Genomic DNA, 22,579 nt, shown 5'->3' with positions numbered 1-22,579 from the left:
TGTTCATTTTTCACCAATTTAGTATTTATGGAGTTCGAGAATTTAGAAACTAAAATAGATCGTGTATTTACCAATGCCGCGATAGATAAACGCCGTTTGGCAGCTTCTGGACTTAAGAACCGGGGCGTTCCAGGTTATGTAGCAGAGTGGGTACTTGAGACAATAGTTCCTGGTCAGGGAGAGCTTAGCTCTGCAGACGCAACTAAGGTACAAGACTGGGCATCTCGTGTCATTCCAAAAGCAGATGAAGGAAATGCTATTCGCAACCGCCTTTTAGCTGGAGAAAGAGTTAAAATCCTTACACGTGTTCAGATTGATGTAACACTCGGTCAGAATAAAGCAGTTAGAAATGCCCGTCTTGCTATGATAGGGATTTTTGATGGACGTATTGGGGAAGATATCATTAAACAAAATCCACAATTACTCAAACATGGAATGTGGGGTGTAGTAGAGCTTGTCTACCTCACTGGCCAAGGAGTAGTCATAACGAACTTTCGCCCAATGCAAGCTGATGCCAATTTAGATGATTGGAGTGCTGCCAGGGCTAATTTTACAATTGAAGAGTGGCGTGCTGTTCTCTTACGTTCTATGGGTTACAATCCAGATTTTTATACCCCTGAACAGCAAATGTTAGTATTAGCACGTCTTATACCGCTAGTACAGAAACATGCCCATATGATTGAGCTTGCTCCTCGTGGTACTGGCAAGAGCTACGTTTATGAGAATATTTCACCTCAGGTGCGATTAATAAGCGGAGGAAATGTATCGCCAGCAGTTTTGTTTGTAAACAATACTAATGGACAAGGTGGCTTGTTAACCCGTTACTCGGTTGTGGTACTAGACGAAGTACAAACACTCAAATTTGAGAGTCCTGCTGAAATAGTTGGTGGACTTAAAGGTTATATGGCAAATGGTAGAATCACCCGTGGTGGTCTCCATGAATTTGCTTCTGATTGCAGTTTTGTACTGTTGGCTAACATCACACTTGATTCACAATCGAAACCAGCTAATGATCCTATAACACGTGAGTTACCACCTTTTTTACAGGAAACAGCATTTATTGAACGTATTAAGGGGCTTATACCCGGATGGCAGATTCCTAAACTTGAACAGAACAGCTTTGCCTTAGGCTTTGGCCTTAAAGCTGATTATTTTGGTGATATATTATTAGCCTTACGTAACCATCATTCAGCTTCGGATATTTACTGTGCCCGAAATGTAGATTTAGGTGATAAAGCCTATCATCGGAATAAAGAAGCAGTAACTACGCTTGCCAGTGGCTATTTGAAGCTTCTTTTTCCCCATACTCAACCAACACTTTCTGAATTTTATTTACATTGTTTGGAACCAGCCATCCGTTTAAGACAGGGGGTTTGGAATTTACTTTATAATCAAGGAGGAGAATATCGTAAGTTTGACAGAGCCATTGTTCCTGTACTATCTGAATAGCGATTTCACCTATTATGATCTACCTTGACCACCACGCAAGTACACCTTGTGATCCGCAAGTACTTGAAGCGATGTTGCCTTATTTTACCTCTCAATTCGGTAATCCTTCATCCCTACATAAGGCAGGCATGCGTACTTTTGATGCAGTTCAGCAGTCACGGGAGCAGGTTGCAGTACTTATAGGTGCCCAGCCTGGGGAGGTGATTTTTACCAGTGGCGCTACAGAAGCAAATAACTTAGCACTGCTTGGTTATGCCCGCGCTGCTAAATTGACTAATTCCCGCCGCAGAATTGTCATTTCTGCCATTGAACATAAAGCAATTATTAATCCTGGAAAGCAACTTGCCCGTGAAGGTTTTGAAGTCGTAACCATACCAGTAAATAGCGACGGAAAAGTGAAAGTGGACTTTGCTAGAAATGCTATTAACTCTGAAACCCTTTTGGTTTCCATTCAAGCTGCTAACGGTGAAATAGGCACCATCCAACCCATTTCGGAGTTAAGCCAATTAGCCCATGCTGCTGGTGCAATAATGCATACCGATGCTGCTCAGGCTGTTGGTAAAATACCAGTGAACATAATGGCTTGGGGTGTAGATATGCTCTCGCTTAGTGGACATAAGCTTTATGGACCACAGGGAATTGGTGCTTTGATTGTTCGCAATCCTCGTCGTACCCAGATGGAGCCTTTGGCTTACGGCGGTGGTCAAGAACGTGGTTGGCGCTCTGGTACCCCCAATGTTCCAGGTATTGTTGGTTTAGGCGCAGCTTGTGCTCGTTGTAATGAACTGCAACAAGATGAAAACGCTCACCTTGCTGTGTTAAGAGATGAGTTTGAGAATTTAATGTTATCAGCCATTCCTGAATCCTTTCGTAATGGAGACCTTCAAAATAGGTTACCCAATAATTCTAGTATAACCTTTCCTGAGCTTGAGGCAGATGCATTACTTGCACGCTTGCCTAGTTTAGCCCTAAGCACCGGCTCTGCCTGCGATGCCGGCACCATTGAACCTTCATCTACACTGATTTCCATAGGACTTTCCCGTTCCGATGCTCGTTCTACTATCAGAATTGGTTTAGGTCGGTTTTCCTCTCGCAGTGATATTTCTCAGGCAAGTAGTTTGATTATAAAACAAGTTTTAGAACTTAAAAGGCTTGGGGCTAAATTAGGAATAGGTTAAAACTAATTTAGTGTCCGAGATATGTATGAACTAAATGAAAAAGGCCTTAAGAATAAGTCTTGAGGCCTTTTTTGTGCTCCCGAAGGAAGTCATGATATTTGATTTTATAATATTTTTGAATAGGTTCTTTTGCATGGATCAACAACTAGTGCCTAAAAAATAATTTCCAATGTAGCACAGAAGAAATTAAGTACCTACAAAAAAAATCCTTTGGGTAGTAATCACGATATTTAAAGTTTTAGAAAGCTGTACGTAAATATGTACGTTTTAAAAACAAAAAAGCCCTTAAGGTTTTGATTCTTAGGGGCTTTTAGAAATTAGCTGTGGTCGCGTAGGGAGTCGAACCCCAAACCTTCTGATTCGTAGTTTTATCTACTGCTATGAGTTGTCCACTGACCTTTAAGGGAGGAGAATATCCTTTTCCTTGGTTATATTTAAAACTCCTTTTAAGTCCTTATTGGATCAAGTACCTTTTATTATTTGCTGGTTCTGTAATGTCAAGTACTTACATCGTAATTGGAATTACTATTATTCTAAAGAAGAGAATGAAACATCATCAATTAGTTGTTTGCGAATTGTTTGCGAACAAAAAAGGCACTTACAAGTTTTACCTTATAAGTGCCTGATAATGAGGGTGGAGAATATCGGAGTCGAACCGATGACCTCTTGCATGCCATGCAAGCGCTCTAGCCAGCTGAGCTAATCCCCCAGGTTTGTTTCTATTGCCGTTTGCGATAGTGATGCAAAAGTAAAATAATTTTTTTAAAGTTCTAATACCTGCCCAAAAATATTTTAAATAAAAAAACCCGCAGTAGGCTGCGGGTTTTTTTATTATAGGGCAAATAGCAGATTAGAAGCTGTAACGTAAGCCCAATTGCATCCGCCAGGTAGTAGTATTGTTAAAAGTATTCCGGAAAGGCTTAGTTGGCAATACGGTTTGGCCTTGTTCGTTTACCACGGTTATCATGTTAAAAGTAGGAATACCTTCGGCGTTTACGCTGGCAACATTTAATAACGGATAGTTAAAATTAGAACCACCGTTTAATTGCTGCGCAATACCCCACGGCAGGTTAAAGAAATTTCCAACCAGGTTACCAGCATTCTGAACATCGAAACTTACTTGTAAGGTGTTCCGGCGTTCGCCAATATTGGTAAATACATCTTGCAGCAACCGGAAATCGAAACGGTTTAACCATGGCATTAAGCCATTATTCCGCAGTACATAGTCGCCTTTGGCATTGCTTAACTGTTTGCTGTTTTTCACAAATTCGTCATAAGCAGCCCGTTGCTCTTCGGCGGTAAAGGTTACGCGGTTTACCGTTCTAGTGGCAAAATTAAGCTCAGATCCATTTTGCGGGATGTATAATAAATCCAGCGATACGCCGTCTTTGTTCAAGTCGCCGTTGGTGGTGTAAGAAAAACGACCTTGGTGCGCACCATTATAGAATAAAGAAACGGTGGTACCTAAATGGTTTAAATATTCTTGGCGATAAGAAATATTACCAACAATCCGGTGCGGAATGGCAAATTCCGAAATACCTAATAATTGCTCGTTGGCATCGTTTACAGAATAATTGCTTTGCCAAACAGAAGAAGCAGTAGAACCAGGGTTACCGGTAATATCCCGGGCATCGGTATAAGTATAATAGATAGACCCAAAGAAACCAGTTTGGCTAGGTAACGAAAGCCCAACGGTAGCCGCTAAAGAATAGCCTTTATTGGTGTTAGATAATACGGTGGCAAAAGGCCCGGTAGCATTATTATAAAGTGCATTGGCACTGCCATTCCAGAAATCGCGGTTATCGCCGGCGTAATTCATTTGGCCCGCAGCGGGTTTCCGGTTGGCATTAAACTGGTAAATACCTTTAATATCTTTGGTATACAATAAATCGGTGGTAGCTACCAATGGTGTACCCGGTATGGTGTAATCCACGCCTAAGCTGCTCCGCCAGATTTGCGGCATTCTGAAATCTTCGTCCACCAGGGCAATGGTGCTGGGAGTTCCACCGGCCGGCGATTTTAAAAATACATTTTCCGGACCGTTGTTCAACCAGTAAGTAGGGTCGGGGTTAAACCGGATATTTGGCAATGCGCTGCTCGGCGCTGGGTCTAAAGTATTCGTGATTAAACCGGTAGCACCAGGCATGTTGGTTAAGTAAACAAACGGAATCCGGCCGGCAAAAATACCGGTACCGCCGCGTAGTTTAAAAGTACCATCGCCCAATACATCGTAGTTAAAACCAACCCGCGGCGACCACATTATTCTTGATTTTGGCCAGGTACCGCTTTTGTAAGTGGTTGGGTTGCCATCCTGATCCAGCAGTTCCAATTTATCTATTTGGGGGTTAGTACCAATATCGTTCAGGTAAAGTGGTAATTCGCCCCGGATACCAAAAGTTACGTCTAGTTGGTTGTTGAAAGAATATTTATCCTGTAAATACAAACCACCTAAGCCAAAGCTAACGCGGGTGTACGGGTCCTGGCCCGGATAAGCATAAGACAAACCAAAAGATGTGGGCTGCTCGTTATTGATGAACGCATCTACGGACGGATAACGGTAATAAGAAGAAGCATTCCGTAAGAAAAGGTTACCGTATTTAATTAGTTCGTAGCTGGCACCGGCGGTTAAAGTGTGCTTACCGGCCTGGTAGGTAAAGTTATCAATAAAGGTATAATTATCGTTAATCAGGTCGTTGGCCGCCGAGAATAGCTCGGTACCAAAGCTAATGTAATTGTCGCCGCCTTGCCAGATATCAACAAACGGGAAAAGACCGCCGGGAGTAGTACGGGTAGCCTGGTTAAAGCTGTAAGTGGCTAAAATTTGGTTTGAAATACGGGAAGAAAGGGTACTGTTTAATTCGCCGGTAAGCGACCATACTTTATTTAAAAAGCCGTAATTGGCATTCTGGAAAGCCAAAGCATTGGGGCCGATACGGGCGGAGCTGCCACGCGGGTTAGGCGCAGAGGTTGCGTTTACGGTTTGGTCGCTGGTACCTTCGGCGTAATTAAAACGGGTGGTAAACCGGTGGTTTTGGCTAATATTCCAGTCCAGGCGGGTTAAGAAACGCGTGCTCTTGTTTTCGAATTCGTTGGCGTAATTTTCGTAAGCGCCTGGGTCATAGTTATAAGTATTAATTAAATGTTGACGCACTCTTTCTAAATCAACGGCGGTGGTTCTGGCTACGTTGCCCGTAGCGCCGGGACGGTTAGCGATCCAGGTTACCCCCGGAAATATTTCTTTTTCCCGCTCCAGGTTACCAAAGAAGAATAATTTGTTTTTGATAATCGGTCCGCCAAACCGAGCACCGTAAGTAATGGTGCTATTATCGGGTTGCGCAGGCAATTCCCGTCTGCCTACTTGGGTACCTCTTAAATCCTGGTTCCGGTAAAAAGTATAAGCCGAACCGGTGTAAGTGTTGGTACCGCTACGGGTAATCGCGTTTATGCCGGCGCCGGTAAAACCCGACTGGCGCACGTCGTAAGGGGCAATATTTACCTGAATTTCTTCAATAGCATCAATCGAAACCGGGCGGGTACTGCCACCGGGCAATAAATCGCTGGAACTGGTACCAAAAGCGTTGTTAAAGTTGGCACCATCTATCTGAATATTGTTGTAACGGTTATCGCGGCCGGCAAAACCCACACCATTGGCTTGTGGCGTAAGGCGGGTAAAATCTTCGAGGCTGCGGGTAACGGTAGGCAGGTTGTTAAGTTGCTCGGTGCCAATATTGGTAGCCGCGCCGGTTTTGGTAGCATTAAAAACTTCGGAACGATTGGCATTTATTACTACTTCGGCCAGCGCAGTACCACCCTCCGAAATCCGGGCATCTAAAGAGTAAGGTACACCTAAAGACAAAGCAATATTATTGTAAGTCTGGTTTTGGTAGCCAATATAACTTACTTCTACGGCGTAGGGGCCGCCAATCCGCATGTTCTGGATTTGGAAACGGCCATCGGTGTTGGTAGTGGTACCATAAACGGTACCGGAAGGCTGGTGGGTTGCTTTAACAGTGGCGCCAATCAGGGGCTCCCCACTATTATCCCTGACCGAACCGGTAATACTACTGGTTGTTACCTGTGCGTACAAGCTAATCGCACCCAGCAACAGAATAACTGTAGTAAGTATGAACTTCTTCATAAAGGGTTGTTTGTTGTTTGTTTGTATATGTGAAAAAGGAAATAATTGGGTTTCTAAACAGGGTACAGGTGTAAAAACGATTTTTTGGCAACTATGTTTTTATCTATTTAATTGTAACCAAATGAGTTAGCCTTTATACAAAGGTTTAATGCAAAGGCAAATATTTTTTACCTGCCTGCAATATTGCTACTTGGCTCCACAAAAATAATCTAAAGTATCTAAAGTTTTGTTAAAAAATAATTAACAAAATCAGTATAAAATTAGAATAATAAAAAAATAGGCATTTACGCCGGCAAAGATAGGGAAAATTAGATTCTGGGACGAACCGCTTTGATGAATATTTTCTGATAATAGTTTGAGTATAAGTTATCTTCTTTTACGCCCAGGCTGGTAGAGGCATGAATAAAGAAAACTTCGTCGCGGCCTTTTACATCGGTTACCATGCCCACGTGCGTAATCTGGCGGCTGTTGGCCGAGGCGCCAAAGAATACCAAATCGCCGGGTTTTAATTCTTTTGGCCTGACCCGCCGGCCAAATTCGCTTTGTTCGTTAGAGGTGCGGGGTAAATCTACGTTAATGGCTTTAAAAGAAGTGCATAATAAACCCGAACAATCCATGCCGATGCGGGTGGTGCCGCCCCAGCGGTAGGGGGTACCCCGGTAAGAACGCGCCGTACGAATTACTTTTTGTATTTTTTTATTGGGCCGGGTAAAGGCTAGTTTTTCGGCGCGTCGCTGCGCCCGGATAACCATTTTTTCCTGCTTCTTAAACTCGCGTTCTAATACCCGTTGGTCGGTATCGGCGTAAGGGCTATTTGAAACCATGCCGGACCGAAAACCAGTGAAAGATTTTTTACAAGATACCATCAGGCACAAGGCCAGGCAAGACAACATTAGCTTCAGAATAGGGTATAACGAACGCCAAGTCATAAGCGAAAAAATAATGATGGAAGGATGAATTTAAGGGAAAGCAGGTTTTTAAAAAAGGGTTCTACCGGAAAAAGGCTCTTTTTTTTCTTAATCCTTTGATTACCAAAAGCTTTCTTTTGCATTCGCCAAAACAACTACTTTACGCCTTTGTTTCAGACCTGAAACAGCAGAAATTTGCCTTTTTATAAGTTAGTCTAAAATTTAAAATGTAACAATCGGTAGTTTAAATGCGTGTGCTGATTCGGGTGTAAGGCATAACAGGTAAACCGCGGTAGGTAGTTGCAGAATAAATATTTGCTGCTCTTTGCCGAAGCTGGTATATTATAATTTTTGCAGATGAACTTTGCTACCGGCCCGAAAAGCCAACATTATTTAGAGTTAATACAGGATATGTTTTTAAATTTACGGCCAATATGTGTGGAATTTCCGGTATTTATGCGTTCAGCGACATTGGTCGCGATTATTTAGATAAATTAAAAGCATCTACGGATGCCATCGAAACCAGAGGTCCTGATTCGCAAGGGCATTTTTATTTTGATAAATGCGGATTGGGGCACCGCCGCCTGGCTATTCTGGATTTAACCGCCGACGGTGCGCAACCCATGACCGACGAGTCGGGGCGTTACAGCATTGTGTTCAACGGCGAAATATTCAACTTCCCGCAACTCAAACAAAAATTAAAAGCCAGCGGCTACAGCTTTTTTTCCGGCACCGATACCGAAGTGCTGTTAAAATTATACATTAAAGAAGGCCGCAAGTTTCTGAAACGCCTGAACGGTTTTTTTGCCTTTGCCATTTACGACAAAGAAGAAGATTCTTTATTTATTGCCCGTGACCGCATGGGCGTAAAACCCTTGCTCGTTTACAAAGACGAAGACAAGCTGTTGTTTGCTTCCGAAATGAAGGCCATGCTGGCGTTTGGCATTAACCGCAAAATAGATTACGTATCGCTGTACCAATATTTACAGTTTAACTATATACCCGGGCCAGCTTCTATTATTAAAGGGGTAAAAAAACTGGAGCCTGGCCATTACTTATATATTAAGAATGGCAAGGTGCTGAAAAAAGCCTGGTACCGCATTCCGTACGATAAAAAGAAAGTTAAAAACAACCCGCTAAATTACGAACAGCAGCAGCAAAAATTAGTAGAGTTGCTCGATGCTTCGGTGCAACGCCGGATGATTGCGGATGTGCCCTTGGGCGCTTTCCTGAGCGGCGGTATCGATTCTTCGGTTATTGTGGCGTTGGCTTCGCGGCACACCGATAAGCTGAATACGTTCTCCATTGGCTACAAAGACGAACCTTTTTTCGACGAAACCCATTATGCCAAATTGGTTGCCGATAAATATAAAACCAACCACACGGTATTTTCGCTCACCAACCAGGATTTATACGATCATCTTTTCCAGGTACTCGATTATATAGACGAGCCTTTCGCCGATTCGTCGGCTTTAGCAGTATATATATTAAGTAAATATACCCGCCAGCAGGTTACCGTAGCTTTATCGGGCGATGGCGCCGACGAATTATTTGCCGGCTACAACAAGCACATGGGCGATTACAAAGTGCGGCAGGGTGGTTTTATGGCCGAAATGGTTACAGGTTTAGGTCCGCTTTGGGATCTTTTGCCTAAATCCCGCAATTCTGCTATTGGTAATAAAGTACGGCAGTTTCAGCGTTTTTCCGAAGGCATGATGGCCTCGGCTAAAGACCGCTACTACAACTGGGCTACTTTTGCCGATGAAGACGAAGCCCGGCAATTATTAACTAAAAAGAGCCGGCAATTAATGGCCAAAGGTGTTTACAAAAAGCGCAAAAAACGTATTCTGCAACATATTCACCAGGACGGTGATATTAACGAAGTGCTGTATACCGATATGCAACTGGTGTTGCCCAACGACATGCTCACGAAAGTAGATTTAATGTCGATGGCCAACAGCCTGGAAGTACGCACGCCTTTCCTGGATTATAAAGTAGTGAATTTTGCTTTCTCGCTGCCGCAATCATCTAAAATAGATAATAAAATGAAAAAGAAGCTGGTGCAGGATGCTTTCCGGCCCATGCTGCCCGCAGAATTATACAACCGACCCAAACACGGCTTTGAAGTACCGCTGCTTAAATGGTTTCAGAACGAATTGCGGCCTCTTATTACCGATGATTTATTATCGGACCAGTTTATCCAAGAGCAGGGAATATTTAACGTAGACGAAATCCGGAAATTAAAAGCCAAAATATTTTCGCGGAATCCCGAAGATATTCATGCCCGTATCTGGGCCTTAATTGTGTTTCAGCATTGGTATAAAAAACATCTTGTATAATTTACAATAACTTGATTTTTAAATATTTATCTATATTTGTTTTTATTTTTCTAACTAACTTCTATTTTTGTACGTATTAAATATTAAACAATATATATAAATAAATATTTATGAAAATTGCCATTGTTGGAACCGGCTATGTGGGTTTGGTTACCGGAACCTGCCTCGCCGAAGTAGGTATGGACGTTACCTGTATTGATATTGATACCAAAAAAATAGAAAACCTGAAAAACGGTATTCTGCCCATTTACGAACCTGGCCTCGAAGAAATGGTGCTGCGGAATACCCGCCAGGAGCGTCTGCATTTCTCCGACGATATTGCCACCAGCATTAAGGATGCCGATGTAGCTTTTATTGCCGTAGGTACCCCGCCAGGCGAAGACGGCAGCGCCGATTTAAAATACGTACTGGCTGTAGCCCGCAGCATTGGCCGGCACATGAATAATTACATGGTGGTAGTAACCAAGAGCACCGTGCCCGTAGGTACCGCGCGGAAAGTGCGGGCCGCTATTGAAGAAGAAATTATATTGCGCGAAGAACCCCTGGAGTTTGATGTAGCTTCTAACCCCGAATTCTTAAAAGAAGGTGCCGCCATCGAAGACTTCCTGAAACCGGATCGTATTGTAATTGGTGTAGAATCGGAGCGGGCCGAAGATCTTATGACCAAGGTTTACAAGCCTTTCCTGCTGAACGGCCACCCCATTATTTTCATGGATATTCCATCGGCCGAAATGACTAAGTACGCCGCCAACTCCATGCTGGCTACCAAAATCAGCTTTATGAACGATATTGCCAACCTTTGCGAAATAATGGGTGCCGATGTAAACATGGTGCGCAAAGGTATTGGCAGCGATGCCCGCATAGGCAATAAATTTATTTACCCCGGTATTGGTTACGGTGGTTCGTGTTTCCCGAAAGACGTAAAAGCCCTGATTAAAACCGCCGCCGAGAATGGCTACGAAATGCAGATTTTAAAATCGGTAGAGTCGGTAAACGAAAACCAGAAATCGGTTTTATTTAATAAAATTCAAAAGCATTTCGAAGGCGATATTACCGGCAAAACCTTTGCCATCTGGGGCTTATCTTTTAAACCCAAAACCGACGACATGCGCGAAGCGCCTTCTTTGGTATTAATCGACAAAATAATTGAGGCCGGCGGCAAAGTAAAAGCTTACGACCCGGTAGCCATGAAAGAAGCGCAGCATATTTTGGGCGATAAAGTTGAATATGCTAAAGACCAGTACGATGCTTTAATTGATGCAGATGCTTTATTGGTAGTAACCGAGTGGCCCGAGTTCCGGTCGCCGAACTTTAAAGTAATAGCACGCTTAATGAAAGATAATATTATTTTTGACGGCCGTAATATTTACGATATTAAAGGAATGGAAGAAGCCGGCTTTACTTATTACGGCATTGGTGTAAAACCCCATTATCACTCAGCAATAGACCTAGCTTAAATACCAAATGACTCAGAAACGCATATTAATTACCGGCGGGGCCGGCTTTTTAGGGTCGCACCTCTGCGACCGCTTTATTAACGAAGGTTACCATGTTATTGCCATGGATAACCTGATTACCGGCAACCTGGCCAACATCGAGCATTTATTTAAGCTGCCGAACTTCGAGTTTTACCACCACGATGTTTCCAAATACGTGCATGTGCCCGGTAAACTGGATTACATTCTGCATTTCGCCTCACCGGCCAGTCCCATCGATTATTTGCAGATTCCGATCCAAACTTTAAAAGTAGGTTCGCTGGGTACGCATAATTTATTAGGTTTGGCCCGTGTTAAAGGTGCCCGCATGCTCATTGCTTCTACTTCTGAAGTTTACGGCGATCCTGAAATTCACCCGCAGGTAGAAGAATATTGGGGCAACGTAAACCCGGTGGGGCCGCGCGGCTGCTACGACGAAGCCAAGCGTTTCCAGGAAGCCATAACCATGGCGTACCACACGCACCATGGCCTGGAAACCCGCATTGTGCGCATATTTAACACTTACGGTCCGCGCATGCGCCTGGACGATGGCCGGGTATTGCCGGCTTTCCTGAGCCAGGCTTTAAGAGGGGAGGAGCTTTCTATTTTCGGTGATGGTTCGCAAACCCGTTCTTTCTGCTATGTGGATGATTTAATTGAAGGCATTTACCGTTTGCTGTTCAGCGATTATCCGTTGCCAGTAAATATTGGTAACCCCGATGAGATTACCATTAAGGAGTTTGCCGAAGAAATTTGCAACTTAACCGGGGTGCCACTTAATTTAGGTTACCAGCCTTTACCAAAAGACGACCCACAAAAACGCCGCCCGAATATTGCCAAAGCCAAAGAAATATTAGGCTGGGAGCCCCAGGTTTCCCGTGCCGAAGGTCTGCGCCGCACCCTTGAATATTTCAAAGAGAAAATTGAAGTGCTGCAGAGCTAAATATTATCAAACCGGAAAAAATTTGGTTTTGCTTTCTAAAACAAACAATGCCTTTCTGCTAGATTCTGCGGAAAGGCATTGCTTTTAATTGCTTTTTAAGAGAAGGGCCAAGCGTTAAGTTAAATAAACTATAGAGAATATTTTGCCTGACAGCATAGCCACCAAAATTTTAAAACAAATCAGCCCCAGCGGGGCGTAATACGTCAGCGATGGGTGAAGCCCATCGAAAAGAACAAGCATTAGTTTATAAGACCTGAAAAAGCTCCGAAAGGGCGTAATAGATATTTTCCATCTACCCTAAGCTTCAATACAACCTTGCACATACCTTATTATTCCTTTGAAGCGCAGCATAAACTTATCCGGGAACCGGTACTGCAAGCCATCACCGAAGTATTTGATGCGCAATGGTATATATTGGGAAAATATTTACAAAAATTTGAAGCAGCTTATGCTGATTTTTCGGGTACGCAGTATTGTGTAGGCGTAGGCAATGGCTTTGATGCGCTGCAAATTGCTTTAAAAGTTTTAAATATTGGCCCCGGCGATGAAGTAATAGTGCCTTCCCATACCTTTATGGCTACCTGGTTAGCTGTTTCGGCAGGGGGAGCTATTATTGTGCCCGTCGAGCCGGACCCTATTACTTACAATATAAATCCGGAAAATATTAGGGCAGCTATTACTACCCGCACCAAAGCTATTATGCCGGTTCATTTGTATGGCCAGGCTTGCAACATGGATGTTATCATGCAACTGGCGGCCGAATACAATCTACTGGTAATTGAAGATAACGCGCAGGCCCAGGGTGCCACATTTAAAGGCCGACTGACCGGTAGTTTTGGTCAGCTAAATGCCACCAGTTTCTACCCAATTAAAAACTTGGGTGCACTGGGCGATGCCGGCGCCCTTACTACCAACAACCCTGAGCTGGCCGAAAAGGCCCGTATCCTCCGCAACTATGGCTCCGCTGAAAAGTATCACCATACAGAAATAGGGCTTAACTCCCGTTTAGATGAACTACAAGCCGCTATTTTAAGCCAGAAGCTACTGTGGTTAAATAAATGGAACAGAGAGAGGCAAGACATTGCCGCGCAGTACTATGCCGAATTAAGTAATATTCCGGACCTGGTATTGCCGGCGGTAGCGCCAGGTGCTACGCACGTTTACCATATTTTTATGGTTCGGTCTAGTCGCCGGGATGCCTTACAAAACTACCTAACTGCAAAAGGCATTGGTACGGCCCTGCATTACCCTATCCCGCCGCACCGGCAAGAGGCTTACCAGCACCTGGGTTTTGCGCCCGAGGCGTTCCCGATTGCCAATACCCTGGCGGAAACCGGTTTAAGTTTGCCCCTCTGGCCGGGTCTCGATCAGGAGAAAGTAGCTTATATTTGCTCCGAGATTAGGCATTTTTTTAATCAATATTAAAAACCTACACATATATTAAGCCAAGCTTATCTGCTATTATGCCGTAATTAAATATGCCTGCGCATTTGAGAATCGAAGCAACTAATGATTAGCGAAGCGTCTCAGTAAAAGTATTCTGGTATCAACTTAAACATAAGCTTTAATAATAGCCCCAATAGCACCAGATACTATGCGAAACAGAAATAAGAAACAACTTCTATGTAAAAAATATGAATTTTGCTACCAGACAGATAAAAAATAAAATTTTTTTTATTAATTCTTGGTTAAAAGAAGGTATTTTGCAACTTATAAGCTATTAAAGGAAAATCTAAGAATGATATAGCTTATTGTTTAGTCGAATATTGGGGTAAAAGCACCGGGTTATAAATAAATTAATATTATTTGTTTTTTGTGTTAAAATTATATTGTTATTTTGCTATATAATTATTTAACTAACCGGGCAGCAAACTTAAAAGCTCGGGTAGCTTTTAAAAAGATAAAATTATAATTGATTATAAAAATTAAATGAAAAAAAAGGTTGCTTTAATAACCGGTGTTACCGGTCAGGATGGAGCTTATTTATCTGAATTGCTTTTGGAGAAAGGTTATGAAGTACACGGCGTAAAAAGAAGAACTTCGCTTTTTAACACCGACCGCATCGACCATTTATACCAGGATTTACACGAGAACAACGTTCGTTTTAAATTGCATTACGGCGATTTAACCGATTCTACCAATATTATCCGCATTATCCAGGAAGTACAGCCCGACGAAATTTACAACCTGGGTGCCATGTCGCACGTGAAGGTAAGCTTCGATACCCCGGAATATACCGCCAACGTTGATGGCCTGGGTACTTTGCGCATCTTGGAAGCCGTCCGGATTCTAGGCCTCACCGAAAAAACCCGGATTTACCAGGCTTCTACTTCCGAGCTGTACGGTTTGGTGCAGGAAGTACCGCAATCCGAAAAAACGCCTTTTTACCCGCGTTCGCCGTACGCCGTAGCCAAAATTTACGGCTACTGGATTACCGTAAACTACCGCGAGGCTTATAACATGTATGCCTGCAATGGTATTTTGTTTAACCACGAATCGCCGTTACGCGGCGAAACCTTTGTAACCCGTAAAATTACCCGGGGCGCTGCCCGTATTGCCATGGGCTTACAAGATAAAATTTACCTGGGTAACCTGGATGCCCGTCGTGACTGGGGACACGCCAAAGACTACGTAGAAGCCATGTGGTTGATTTTGCAGCAGGATACACCCGAAGATTACGTAATTGCCACCGGTATTACCACCACCGTCCGCGATTTTGTGCGCATGACTTTTGCCGAACTAGGCATTAAATTAGCTTTTGAGGGCGAAGGTGCCACCGAAACCGCCAAAGTGGTGAGTTGTACTAACCCGGAATACCAGTTACCTATTGGTAAAGAAATAATTGCCGTTGACCCGGCTTATTTCCGGCCAACCGAAGTAGAATTATTAATCGGCGACCCAACCAAATCTAAAACCAAATTAAACTGGGAGCCCAAATACGATTTGCCAGCCCTGGTAAAAGATATGATCGAAGCCGACGTAGCGTTGTTTAAACGCGATGCCTACTTAATGGAGGGCGGTCATAAAATATTCAACTATCACGAATAATTAATTAAAAACCCGGTTTCCTAAAAGGAACCGGGTTTTTAATCTAAATACAGCAAACCGCAAGGTTAATATTACATGGAAAAAGAAGCGCTTATATATATTGCCGGCCATCGCGGCATGGTTGGTTCGGCCATTCACCGGAAACTAAAAGCCGAAGGATTTACTAATTTTATTTTCCGAACTTCTAAAGAACTGGATTTACGGGATACTCTGGCCGTTAAAGCTTTTTTTGAGGCAGAAAAGCCGGACTATGTATTTCTGGCCGCCGCCAAAGTAGGCGGCATCCAGGCTAACAACGTGTACCGTGCCGAATTTATTTACGATAACCTGATGATTCAGAACAACGTGATTCACCAGAGTTATTTAAGCGGCGTGAAGAAACTGTTGTTTTTGGGTTCTTCGTGCATTTACCCGAAGCTGGCCCCGCAACCTTTAAAAGAAGAATATTTGCTAACCGGCGAACTGGAGCCCACCAACGAGCCTTACGCCATTGCCAAAATTGCCGGTATTAAAATGTGCGATGCGTACCGGAGTCAGTATGGTTGTAATTTTATTTCGATAATGCCTACTAACCTGTACGGCCCCAACGATAACTACGACCTGAACAACTCGCACGTATTGCCGGCTTTGCTGCGCAAAATGCACGAAGCTAAAATTACTAACCAGTCCACCGTAACCGTGTGGGGCAGCGGTACCCCTAAACGCGAGTTCCTGCACGCCGACGATTTAGCGGATGCCTGCTATTACCTCATGCAAAACTACAACGAACCGGGCCTGGTAAATATCGGTACCGGCGAAGATGTATCTATAATAGAACTAGCCGAGCTGATTCAGCGGGTGGTAGGTTACGAAGGGAAAATTGTGTGGGATGCTACTAAACCAGATGGTACACCACGTAAACTTATGGATGTAAGTAAATTAGCCTCTTGGGGGTGGCGGTATACCATCGATTTAGAAACTGGTATCCGGAAAGTATACGAGACTGAATCTGTTTTTCAGGCTGTAACTACCTAAAGAATTAAAAAAAATCTGCAATTATAGCAAATATTATTTAAGAAACCCTGAAGAGTGGCATATTAGGAATTAGCAGAAATTTCTTTTTTAGATTTTTATGACTGATGAGAGTTTCTGTTTCTAAGGGATGTATCCTACACTGAGCTATTTAATACTTTTAGCTTTTTAGGTGGTATACAATCATATCAACTGTTCTTCTAGATACAGAGAGTTTTAAAGGGTTAAAAAGTAATATTTAACATTAACTTAATGGAAAAAAATAATTTCTGAGCAGCTTAGCCCGTACATTAGGGCATGCAAAAGATAATAACCATTGGATTTGAAATGGGGGCAGGGGCTTGGCATCCAAGCGCTTCTCTGTATAATCTGGACCTTACTGATAAATTTGAAGAATATATTAAAGAAGGATACCATGTTAATACCATAGCACATCTTCAAACAATAGATCTTCCAAATAAGCAGATAATTCAAATAGTGGCTCATTTAGAGAGAAGGTAAATTATCATGCGAATAACCAACTTTTCTTTTATCTTCAAGTTGTCTTATCCTATAATAAGTTTGCATTAAGGTAAACCGAAATAGAAGAAAGTGAAGTATCCCTGTTACCAACTATAAAACTACCCGAAAGTACTTAAGGGCAGATGTGAAAGGGTGATTTAGCCACAGCATTGAGTAATATAATTTCAATATTAAGATTTAAATTTGTTTTGAAGATTTTATTGATTTAAGCTAAAAGCAAATGTATTTATCAATTATATAATTTATGCCCTAGACTGCTGGGGAAATTGATGGTAACTCAGCATGGCATTAATTTTTATAAAAAAATGTAAACACTGCATTGTAGGTAGTGTATTTAAAGTAAGGATGGCTTATTTGCCAATTTTTGCAAATTAAGGTTAACGAGTAAAAAGCGAATAGCTTCAAAGTGGTTCTGCCAGGATTTAGAGAAAGAAAGTGTTTTCCTTACCAATCTACTACAACGCTGGCGCAAGGTGTTGTTCAAACGCTCTATTTTAGTGGTCTGCTTCTTGCCTTCTGTCTGGTGTTGCCCTTTCTGGAACACGGCTGCATAAGCCGCTAAATCATCGGTAAACACCAACGCTTTTTCTCTCAAAGCTGGCGGTATGCTCAGCCATAATCCCAGCGCACTCTCCTGATTTCTTTCTCCTATATGAAAGCCTACGACTAATCCCGTTCTTCTTTCTACGGCCAGCCACAACCATACCGGACAATCTTTGGCTCCTACATAACTCCACATTTCATCGGCTTCCAGGCAGTACAACACTATTTCTGCTTGCTCCAGCTTACCTACCGGTAAGTGCTGGGGCACTTGCTGCCACCGCTGTTTGATGCGGGAGCCAACCTAAGCTTACCTGTAGTATTCGCCCGATGGCCCGCAGCGACAGTCTTTCCAGCAGTAATCGTTTCAGTAGTTCTTCTTGCTGCAGGCTTGCTGTTGGTACTCTCTCCACGGCTTGTCTTTTACAACCCCGGCATTTATAGTTCTGCTTGCCGTAACAGCTTTTTCCATTCTTTACTATCTTTACACTCCAGCAATGAGGACAATTGTTCATAAAATATAGGTTTGGCGACTTCTATTTTACGTTAATTGCTCCTCATTGTCTTTTCTCTTTTTTTCCCATCCTTACTATTAGTACACTACCGCATTGTAAAAGATTTTAAAAAAGGTGGGTCATTACCAAATAGTTAAAATTCGGTTAAGAAGAATTACCATAGGCAGTTAAAAGCTGCAATAAATAAAGATTATGTTACAGCAAAGGCCTAATGAACCTTGAATTTGTGCGCAAACAAAACAAAGTATGTATTATTGTGAAAGATTAATTTTTTAAAAATTAAAAGGAATGAACTTTTACCCCGATGTAAGACAAGCTTTAACCTACAATTGTTAATAAGGATTAATACCAGATAGTAATAAGAACCTTCTATAGCTGATAATATGAATTCTTTCCTCCCAACCAGTCATTCCGGAGGAATCTTCTGCCTAGAAGGCGTTACAGGTAAATTTCAGACTTGGTATATTACCTGTTTATCCAACTTATGCAGAAGATTCTTAACAGAATGACGGATAGGTAAAGCTTTTCGCTGTGCTGCTATGGAAGTTCATATTTACTATTTGGTATAACCTATTACATATTAACTCTTTTAAAGGCAAGATAAATTTTACAATAAAGCCCCAGCTGTTTAGCTGGGGCTTTATTGTAAAATTTATCTCAGAACTGCAGATGCTATAAACAACTACATTATTGTTTAAACAATATCCTTTTGGTTATTACCTGCTTATCCGAAACTAGCCGTATTAAGTAAACGCCTTTGGTTTGTGATGGCACATTCAGCTCAACGGATAATTGCTGGTCTACCTGGCCTTTGCCACTGGCTATATTTTTAACTTTGGCTCCCCGGATGTCAAACAAATCCAAAGTATAATTACCTGTTTCAGCCAAGTTAAAGGAAATTGTAGCGCGGTCGGTAGTAGGGTTCGGATATGCTGCTAAACCGACTTCCTTCACTGGATTCAGACTGATTTCCCGTCCTGGTTCTCCTTTTCTGCCGGCTATAGCCGGTATACCAAAGCCAGCTACATGTACCGAAGCTGTAGCAGTAGCACCAACGGCATCCGTTACGGTTACCATATACATACCAGGTGTTACTTGTGGTAAATCCTCATTTCGCGATCCGGCATTCCATAAGATACTATAAGGAGCGACGCCACCCATAATGCTTAAATCAATGGAGCCGTAACCGCCCACTTTCATCACATCCTGATGCACAATAGAAAGGGTTAATGGCATACCCCGCTCACCTACCATCACCGAGGTCATGCCTTGTTTACCCATGGCATCCATTACGGTTACGCTATAAGTGCCCGCTGCTACCATCGTTAAATCTTCGGTAGTAGCGCCGTTGCTCCACACAAAGGTATAAGGGCCAGTGCCACCAATTACCGATAAGTCAACTGACCCATCCATGCCGCCGCCCATAGTGGCATCTATATGCGAAGAAGTTAATATCAAAGGATTGTTTTTATGACCCACATACACACTGGTCATGGCAGAGCAACCAGCCGCATCGGTAACCATTACGGTATATAAACCCGGTGAAGCCGCGCTAATATCCTGGGTAGTAACCCCAGCATTCCACTTATAGGTATACGGAGCAGTACCGCCCGTTACAGTTAAATCAATAGAACCGGCACCATTCATTACACCCCACATTGGCCACCAGGGCTCGGCCTGCATGGTGGTGGTGGTTAATGCTAAATTACAGCCGTTGCCTTCATTAGGCACAGTTGGATTAAGCAAAAAGGAAACAGACGCTGTTAAACCAGCATTACAGTTTTCAGAACTGCCGTATTCTACTAAATAGGTATAAGGGAAGTAAGGAGAAGGCCCTTCATTGCTTACATCGTTCCATTTTCCATCAGTTGAAATGGCAAGATAATCTTCGCCTCTTTTATCATTTGGTTCGTCTTTTGCCCAGTTATTGTAGTTGAATAGCATGCCAGCCTCCGGACCGGTTGCCCAACGCCAAACACCCTCCTCAGCCTTATCATTAGCTCCCAACCATACATAAGGGTTCCGTAAAGTAATTTTAGAAACTATTTCCTGAATAAATTCATTTTCGGCAGCAGAAGTAATGGTAGCCAGATAACCACTGCTTCCATTATATGATTTAGATGCAGCTTGGGCCATAGCATCTTCCCAGGTAGCTCGGTAATCAAATTCAAGTGGCTCGTAATAGTGTTCCTCCCCATTAATAATTAGAGGAGGCCCTAACCGGGTTTCTTGTGCCCTTTTTAAAGTATAGTTAAAGTTAACAGGTCCTGCAAAGCCAGCTGCCGGAGTATATGTAAACATTTTGGTGGTTTCATCAAAACTAAGAGTCCCATTGTTTGGCTGTGTAAAGCTGGCTAAATCTAATGCATCGGAATCGTTCTCTAACAGTGACTCAAGGGAAAAAGAAAAGCTGACGTTATTATTAACAGAACCGAGCTGGTCATTATTCGCTATCTGAACACATAAGTCCTGGGCCACAGCCACATTGGTAAATAATAAAAAAGTCAGCAACTTAAAAAAATGCTTAAAAATATTATCCATATTTAATTCCGTATTTTGATTGTGTGATTTAAGAGCATGTTAAAACATAATAACTTTGTTTCAGGCAGTATTCATAGCTTGCTATAAAAGGAAAGCAATACGAGTGGGGAGCATTTGGTAAGGAATTATAGTCCTTACACCTAATAGAAGAATGTATTTATGTAGTTTTTATAACCATAGGCAAAAGATTAATTTATAATGATCTAAAGATAATTTTGTGCTCGTTGACTGATTAATTATACGGAAAAAATAATATAAGGTATCACTATATTTGAAAAATATTATAAAACTTAATTTAATATTTATAAATCATTAATAGTCATAAGGTTGTAAATTGTTCTGTGAATTGGGAATGGCCGATTAGGACATGTAAAAGGAAGTTGCTAAGGTAGCATATAAATAGAAGTACCATAGACAGATTTTAACCGCTTGTTGAATTGAATAATGGAAACTAAAATATGGGAAAGATGAAAAAATATAGAATAGTCTTAACCAGCCTAAAGGAGGCAGTAGAGCAATGGAAGCTTTAAGGAACTAACAGTAATCATTGAACTACCCAGCTAAACAGTTTTCTAATTTAGGTAAAAGCTTATTACGAGTTTATTGTATGTGTAATGGTTTAAAAAGGCGACAGAGCTATTAGCCAAATGTTGCAAGATCATGGAGTAATAAAGAGTTTTGCTTCGTAAGAAGTATAAAGCGGCCTTATGAATCGAAATATTTAAAATGGTATCCAACGGCCAGGTTTTAACCTTAATTTCCATAGCTTTAAAAGGGTTTAATACTTAAAATAAATTTGGTAAGATTAAAAATTCAATGTTTATGATACAAAATTCAATTGCTCTAAGGATGAACAATTCTATTGCTTATAGATTTAATAAGTTTGTGGTTAAAAAAAACCGCAGTTTTAGGCTTACCTTAAATAAAAAGAATTTTAATATCCCATTATTGGGCTTAGTGGGAGAAGTTAATATTAGTTTAAATGAGAATTGGTTTAATAAATTACTTCTGTTCTGGAATCTTCCAGAACATAGCGATTTCCTGGACATTGGCACAAATGTAGGCCAGACGCTTATAACATTTAAGAGTTGCTATGAAAATATTATTTATTGGGGTTTTGAACCTAACCCTGTTTGTGTTTCTTACTTAGAAACTCTAATAAAAGCAAATAATTTTAGTAATACTTATATATTACCTATCGGGCTCTCCTCACAAAGTTCAGTTGTTAAATTTTATTCCAACAGTAGCCAGCACACCGGTGCGTCAATTAATAATGAGTTTAGACCAGGGTTCTATGCCGCCGCTGAAATAAAGTATGTGCCAGTATTTGTTTTTGATGAGTTGGATTTAAATATAAATCATATCTCCTTTATAAAAATTGATGTGGAAGGGGCAGAGTTAGAAGTTATAAGCGGAATGGTAAAAACCATACAAAAGCACCAACCAATAATTGTTTGTGAGGTTTTAGACTATCATAATGAAAATGTTCAGGAATATTCCCAAAAAAGAGCTAATCAGCTAATGGATTGTTTCAAAACATTAAAATATAAAGCATACCGGATATTGCATGGACAAAACATAATACGGTATGAAGAAATAAACAGTATTAAATTAAAACAATGGACAAATTTAAGTTATGAACGCAATGATTATCTTTTCATCCCTAACCACATTTCTTCATTACCAACTTAACTAGCCCTTTTATAATCTCTTCATGTAATATCTAAAAGGCTTTAACTTTTCTCCTTAACTTTTTTTAAGAATTTAAAATTGTAATTTTGCCCCTTGTTAAATAATTAGCCAAGTTAAAGCTTTAATTTGATTGCGATTTTTAGGTTAGTTATCAACTTTTATGTGTTGCTGAATATATTGTTTATTAGATTTTAAGCAATAATTCTTCAAAGAGGAAGAAATAATTAGCTATGCAAATCAAACAAAATTTTTATACCCATTTGCATTTAGGTTTAAGTAG

Annotated in this window: 15 protein-coding genes and 1 tRNA gene; 10 read left to right on the top strand and 6 right to left on the bottom strand. The window is 41.6% G+C overall.

Going from position 1 to position 22,579, the window contains the following annotated elements; all coding sequences use genetic code 11:
* Positions 1–27 precede the first annotated feature (27 nt).
* Positions 28–1,449: a BREX system Lon protease-like protein BrxL gene (brxL, locus tag F0145_RS06365; RefSeq protein ID WP_150087476.1), complete on the top strand. Its 1,422-nt coding sequence runs from the start codon at positions 28–30 to the stop codon at positions 1,447–1,449.
* A gap of 14 nt (positions 1,450–1,463) precedes the next feature.
* The gene (locus F0145_RS06360; protein WP_150087475.1) at positions 1,464–2,627 is read left to right on the top strand and encodes a cysteine desulfurase family protein; all 1,164 of its coding nucleotides are present in this window, start codon (positions 1,464–1,466) and stop codon (positions 2,625–2,627) included.
* Between the two features lie 635 nt (positions 2,628–3,262).
* Here the strand turns inward: F0145_RS06360 and F0145_RS06355 are convergent.
* The 3 genes from F0145_RS06355 to F0145_RS06345 form a co-directional block, all read right to left on the bottom strand.
* Positions 3,263–3,336: transfer RNA gene (locus F0145_RS06355), tRNA-Ala, on the bottom strand.
* Positions 3,337–3,477: 141 nt separating this feature from the next.
* Positions 3,478–6,765 carry a TonB-dependent receptor gene (locus tag F0145_RS06350; protein ID WP_150087474.1) on the bottom strand — a complete coding sequence of 1,096 codons (3,288 nt, stop codon included), beginning with the start codon at positions 6,763–6,765 and terminating at the stop codon, positions 3,478–3,480.
* 308 nt (positions 6,766–7,073) lie between these two features.
* On the bottom strand, positions 7,074–7,694 hold the full coding sequence (locus F0145_RS06345) for a C40 family peptidase (protein WP_223815849.1): 621 nt from the start codon (positions 7,692–7,694) through the stop codon (positions 7,074–7,076).
* Positions 7,695–8,107: 413 nt separating this feature from the next.
* Here F0145_RS06345 and asnB point away from each other — a divergent pair, with 413 nt between their 5' ends.
* The 7 genes from asnB (at position 8,108) to F0145_RS06310 (ending at position 16,990) form a co-directional block, all read left to right on the top strand.
* Positions 8,108–10,012 carry an asparagine synthase (glutamine-hydrolyzing) gene (asnB, locus tag F0145_RS06340; RefSeq protein WP_150087473.1) on the top strand — a complete coding sequence of 635 codons (1,905 nt, stop codon included), beginning with the start codon at positions 8,108–8,110 and terminating at the stop codon, positions 10,010–10,012.
* A 110-nt stretch (positions 10,013–10,122) separates the two neighbouring features.
* Entirely contained in the window at positions 10,123–11,469 is a 1,347-nt protein-coding gene (locus tag F0145_RS06335; protein WP_150087472.1) for a UDP-glucose dehydrogenase family protein, read from the top strand.
* A gap of 7 nt (positions 11,470–11,476) precedes the next feature.
* The gene (locus F0145_RS06330) at positions 11,477–12,430 is read left to right on the top strand and encodes a UDP-glucuronic acid decarboxylase family protein (RefSeq protein ID WP_150087471.1); all 954 of its coding nucleotides are present in this window, start codon (positions 11,477–11,479) and stop codon (positions 12,428–12,430) included.
* Positions 12,431–12,745: 315 nt separating this feature from the next.
* Positions 12,746–13,855 carry a DegT/DnrJ/EryC1/StrS family aminotransferase gene (locus tag F0145_RS06325; RefSeq protein WP_150087470.1) on the top strand — a complete coding sequence of 370 codons (1,110 nt, stop codon included), beginning with the start codon at positions 12,746–12,748 and terminating at the stop codon, positions 13,853–13,855.
* A 504-nt stretch (positions 13,856–14,359) separates the two neighbouring features.
* Positions 14,360–15,478 (top strand): GDP-mannose 4,6-dehydratase, encoded by a 1,119-nt coding sequence (gene gmd, locus F0145_RS06320; RefSeq protein ID WP_150087469.1) that lies wholly within the window; start codon positions 14,360–14,362, stop codon positions 15,476–15,478.
* Between the two features lie 75 nt (positions 15,479–15,553).
* Positions 15,554–16,492 (top strand): GDP-L-fucose synthase family protein, encoded by a 939-nt coding sequence (locus tag F0145_RS06315; protein ID WP_150087468.1) that lies wholly within the window; start codon positions 15,554–15,556, stop codon positions 16,490–16,492.
* Positions 16,493–16,786: 294 nt separating this feature from the next.
* Positions 16,787–16,990, top strand: a complete 204-nt coding sequence (locus F0145_RS06310) for a hypothetical protein (RefSeq protein WP_150087467.1) — start codon at positions 16,787–16,789, stop codon at positions 16,988–16,990.
* A 355-nt stretch (positions 16,991–17,345) separates the two neighbouring features.
* On the opposite strand, the gene F0145_RS06305 is transcribed toward F0145_RS06310, so the two are convergent.
* The 3 genes from F0145_RS06305 to F0145_RS06295 all read right to left on the bottom strand — a co-directional run bounded on the left by F0145_RS06305 (position 17,346) and on the right by F0145_RS06295 (position 20,607).
* Positions 17,346–17,822, bottom strand: a complete 477-nt coding sequence (locus F0145_RS06305; protein ID WP_150087466.1) for an IS1 family transposase — start codon at positions 17,820–17,822, stop codon at positions 17,346–17,348.
* Entirely contained in the window at positions 17,797–18,066 is a 270-nt protein-coding gene (locus F0145_RS26965; protein WP_150087465.1) for an IS1/IS1595 family N-terminal zinc-binding domain-containing protein, read from the bottom strand. The genes F0145_RS06305 and F0145_RS26965 overlap by 26 nt, the downstream gene beginning before the upstream one ends.
* 687 nt (positions 18,067–18,753) lie before the next feature.
* Positions 18,754–20,607 (bottom strand): T9SS type A sorting domain-containing protein, encoded by a 1,854-nt coding sequence (locus tag F0145_RS06295; RefSeq protein ID WP_150087464.1) that lies wholly within the window; start codon positions 20,605–20,607, stop codon positions 18,754–18,756.
* Between the two features lie 822 nt (positions 20,608–21,429).
* On the opposite strand from F0145_RS06295, the gene F0145_RS06290 reads away from it, so the two are divergent.
* The gene (locus F0145_RS06290) at positions 21,430–22,299 is read left to right on the top strand and encodes an FkbM family methyltransferase (protein ID WP_190277479.1); all 870 of its coding nucleotides are present in this window, start codon (positions 21,430–21,432) and stop codon (positions 22,297–22,299) included.
* Positions 22,300–22,579: the final 280 nt, after the last annotated feature.

The organism is Adhaeribacter rhizoryzae, from assembly GCF_008629685.1.
GTDB lineage: Bacteria > Bacteroidota > Bacteroidia > Cytophagales > Hymenobacteraceae > Adhaeribacter > Adhaeribacter rhizoryzae.
Note: the sequence above shows the minus strand (reverse complement) of the source record. Positions and strands in the feature narration are given on the sequence as shown.

Excerpts from the sequence above, each read along its gene's own strand:
- F0145_RS06345 (WP_223815849.1), bottom strand. The coding sequence starts at position 7,694 with ATGACTTGGCGTTCGTTATACCCTATTCTGAAGCTAATGTTGTCTTGC.
- brxL (WP_150087476.1), top strand. The coding sequence starts at position 28 with ATGGAGTTCGAGAATTTAGAAACTAAAATAGATCGTGTATTTACCAAT.
- asnB (WP_150087473.1), top strand. The coding sequence starts at position 8,108 with ATGTGTGGAATTTCCGGTATTTATGCGTTCAGCGACATTGGTCGCGAT.
- F0145_RS06335 (WP_150087472.1), top strand. The coding sequence starts at position 10,123 with ATGAAAATTGCCATTGTTGGAACCGGCTATGTGGGTTTGGTTACCGGA.
- F0145_RS06315 (WP_150087468.1), top strand. The coding sequence starts at position 15,554 with ATGGAAAAAGAAGCGCTTATATATATTGCCGGCCATCGCGGCATGGTT.
- F0145_RS06350 (WP_150087474.1), bottom strand. The coding sequence starts at position 6,765 with ATGAAGAAGTTCATACTTACTACAGTTATTCTGTTGCTGGGTGCGATT.
- F0145_RS26965 (WP_150087465.1), bottom strand. The coding sequence starts at position 18,066 with ATGAACAATTGTCCTCATTGCTGGAGTGTAAAGATAGTAAAGAATGGA.
- F0145_RS06310 (WP_150087467.1), top strand. The coding sequence starts at position 16,787 with ATGCAAAAGATAATAACCATTGGATTTGAAATGGGGGCAGGGGCTTGG.
- F0145_RS06330 (WP_150087471.1), top strand. The coding sequence starts at position 11,477 with ATGACTCAGAAACGCATATTAATTACCGGCGGGGCCGGCTTTTTAGGG.
- F0145_RS06290 (WP_190277479.1), top strand. The coding sequence starts at position 21,430 with ATGATACAAAATTCAATTGCTCTAAGGATGAACAATTCTATTGCTTAT.
- F0145_RS06360 (WP_150087475.1), top strand. The coding sequence starts at position 1,464 with ATGATCTACCTTGACCACCACGCAAGTACACCTTGTGATCCGCAAGTA.
- gmd (WP_150087469.1), top strand. The coding sequence starts at position 14,360 with ATGAAAAAAAAGGTTGCTTTAATAACCGGTGTTACCGGTCAGGATGGA.
- F0145_RS06295 (WP_150087464.1), bottom strand. The coding sequence starts at position 20,607 with ATGGATAATATTTTTAAGCATTTTTTTAAGTTGCTGACTTTTTTATTA.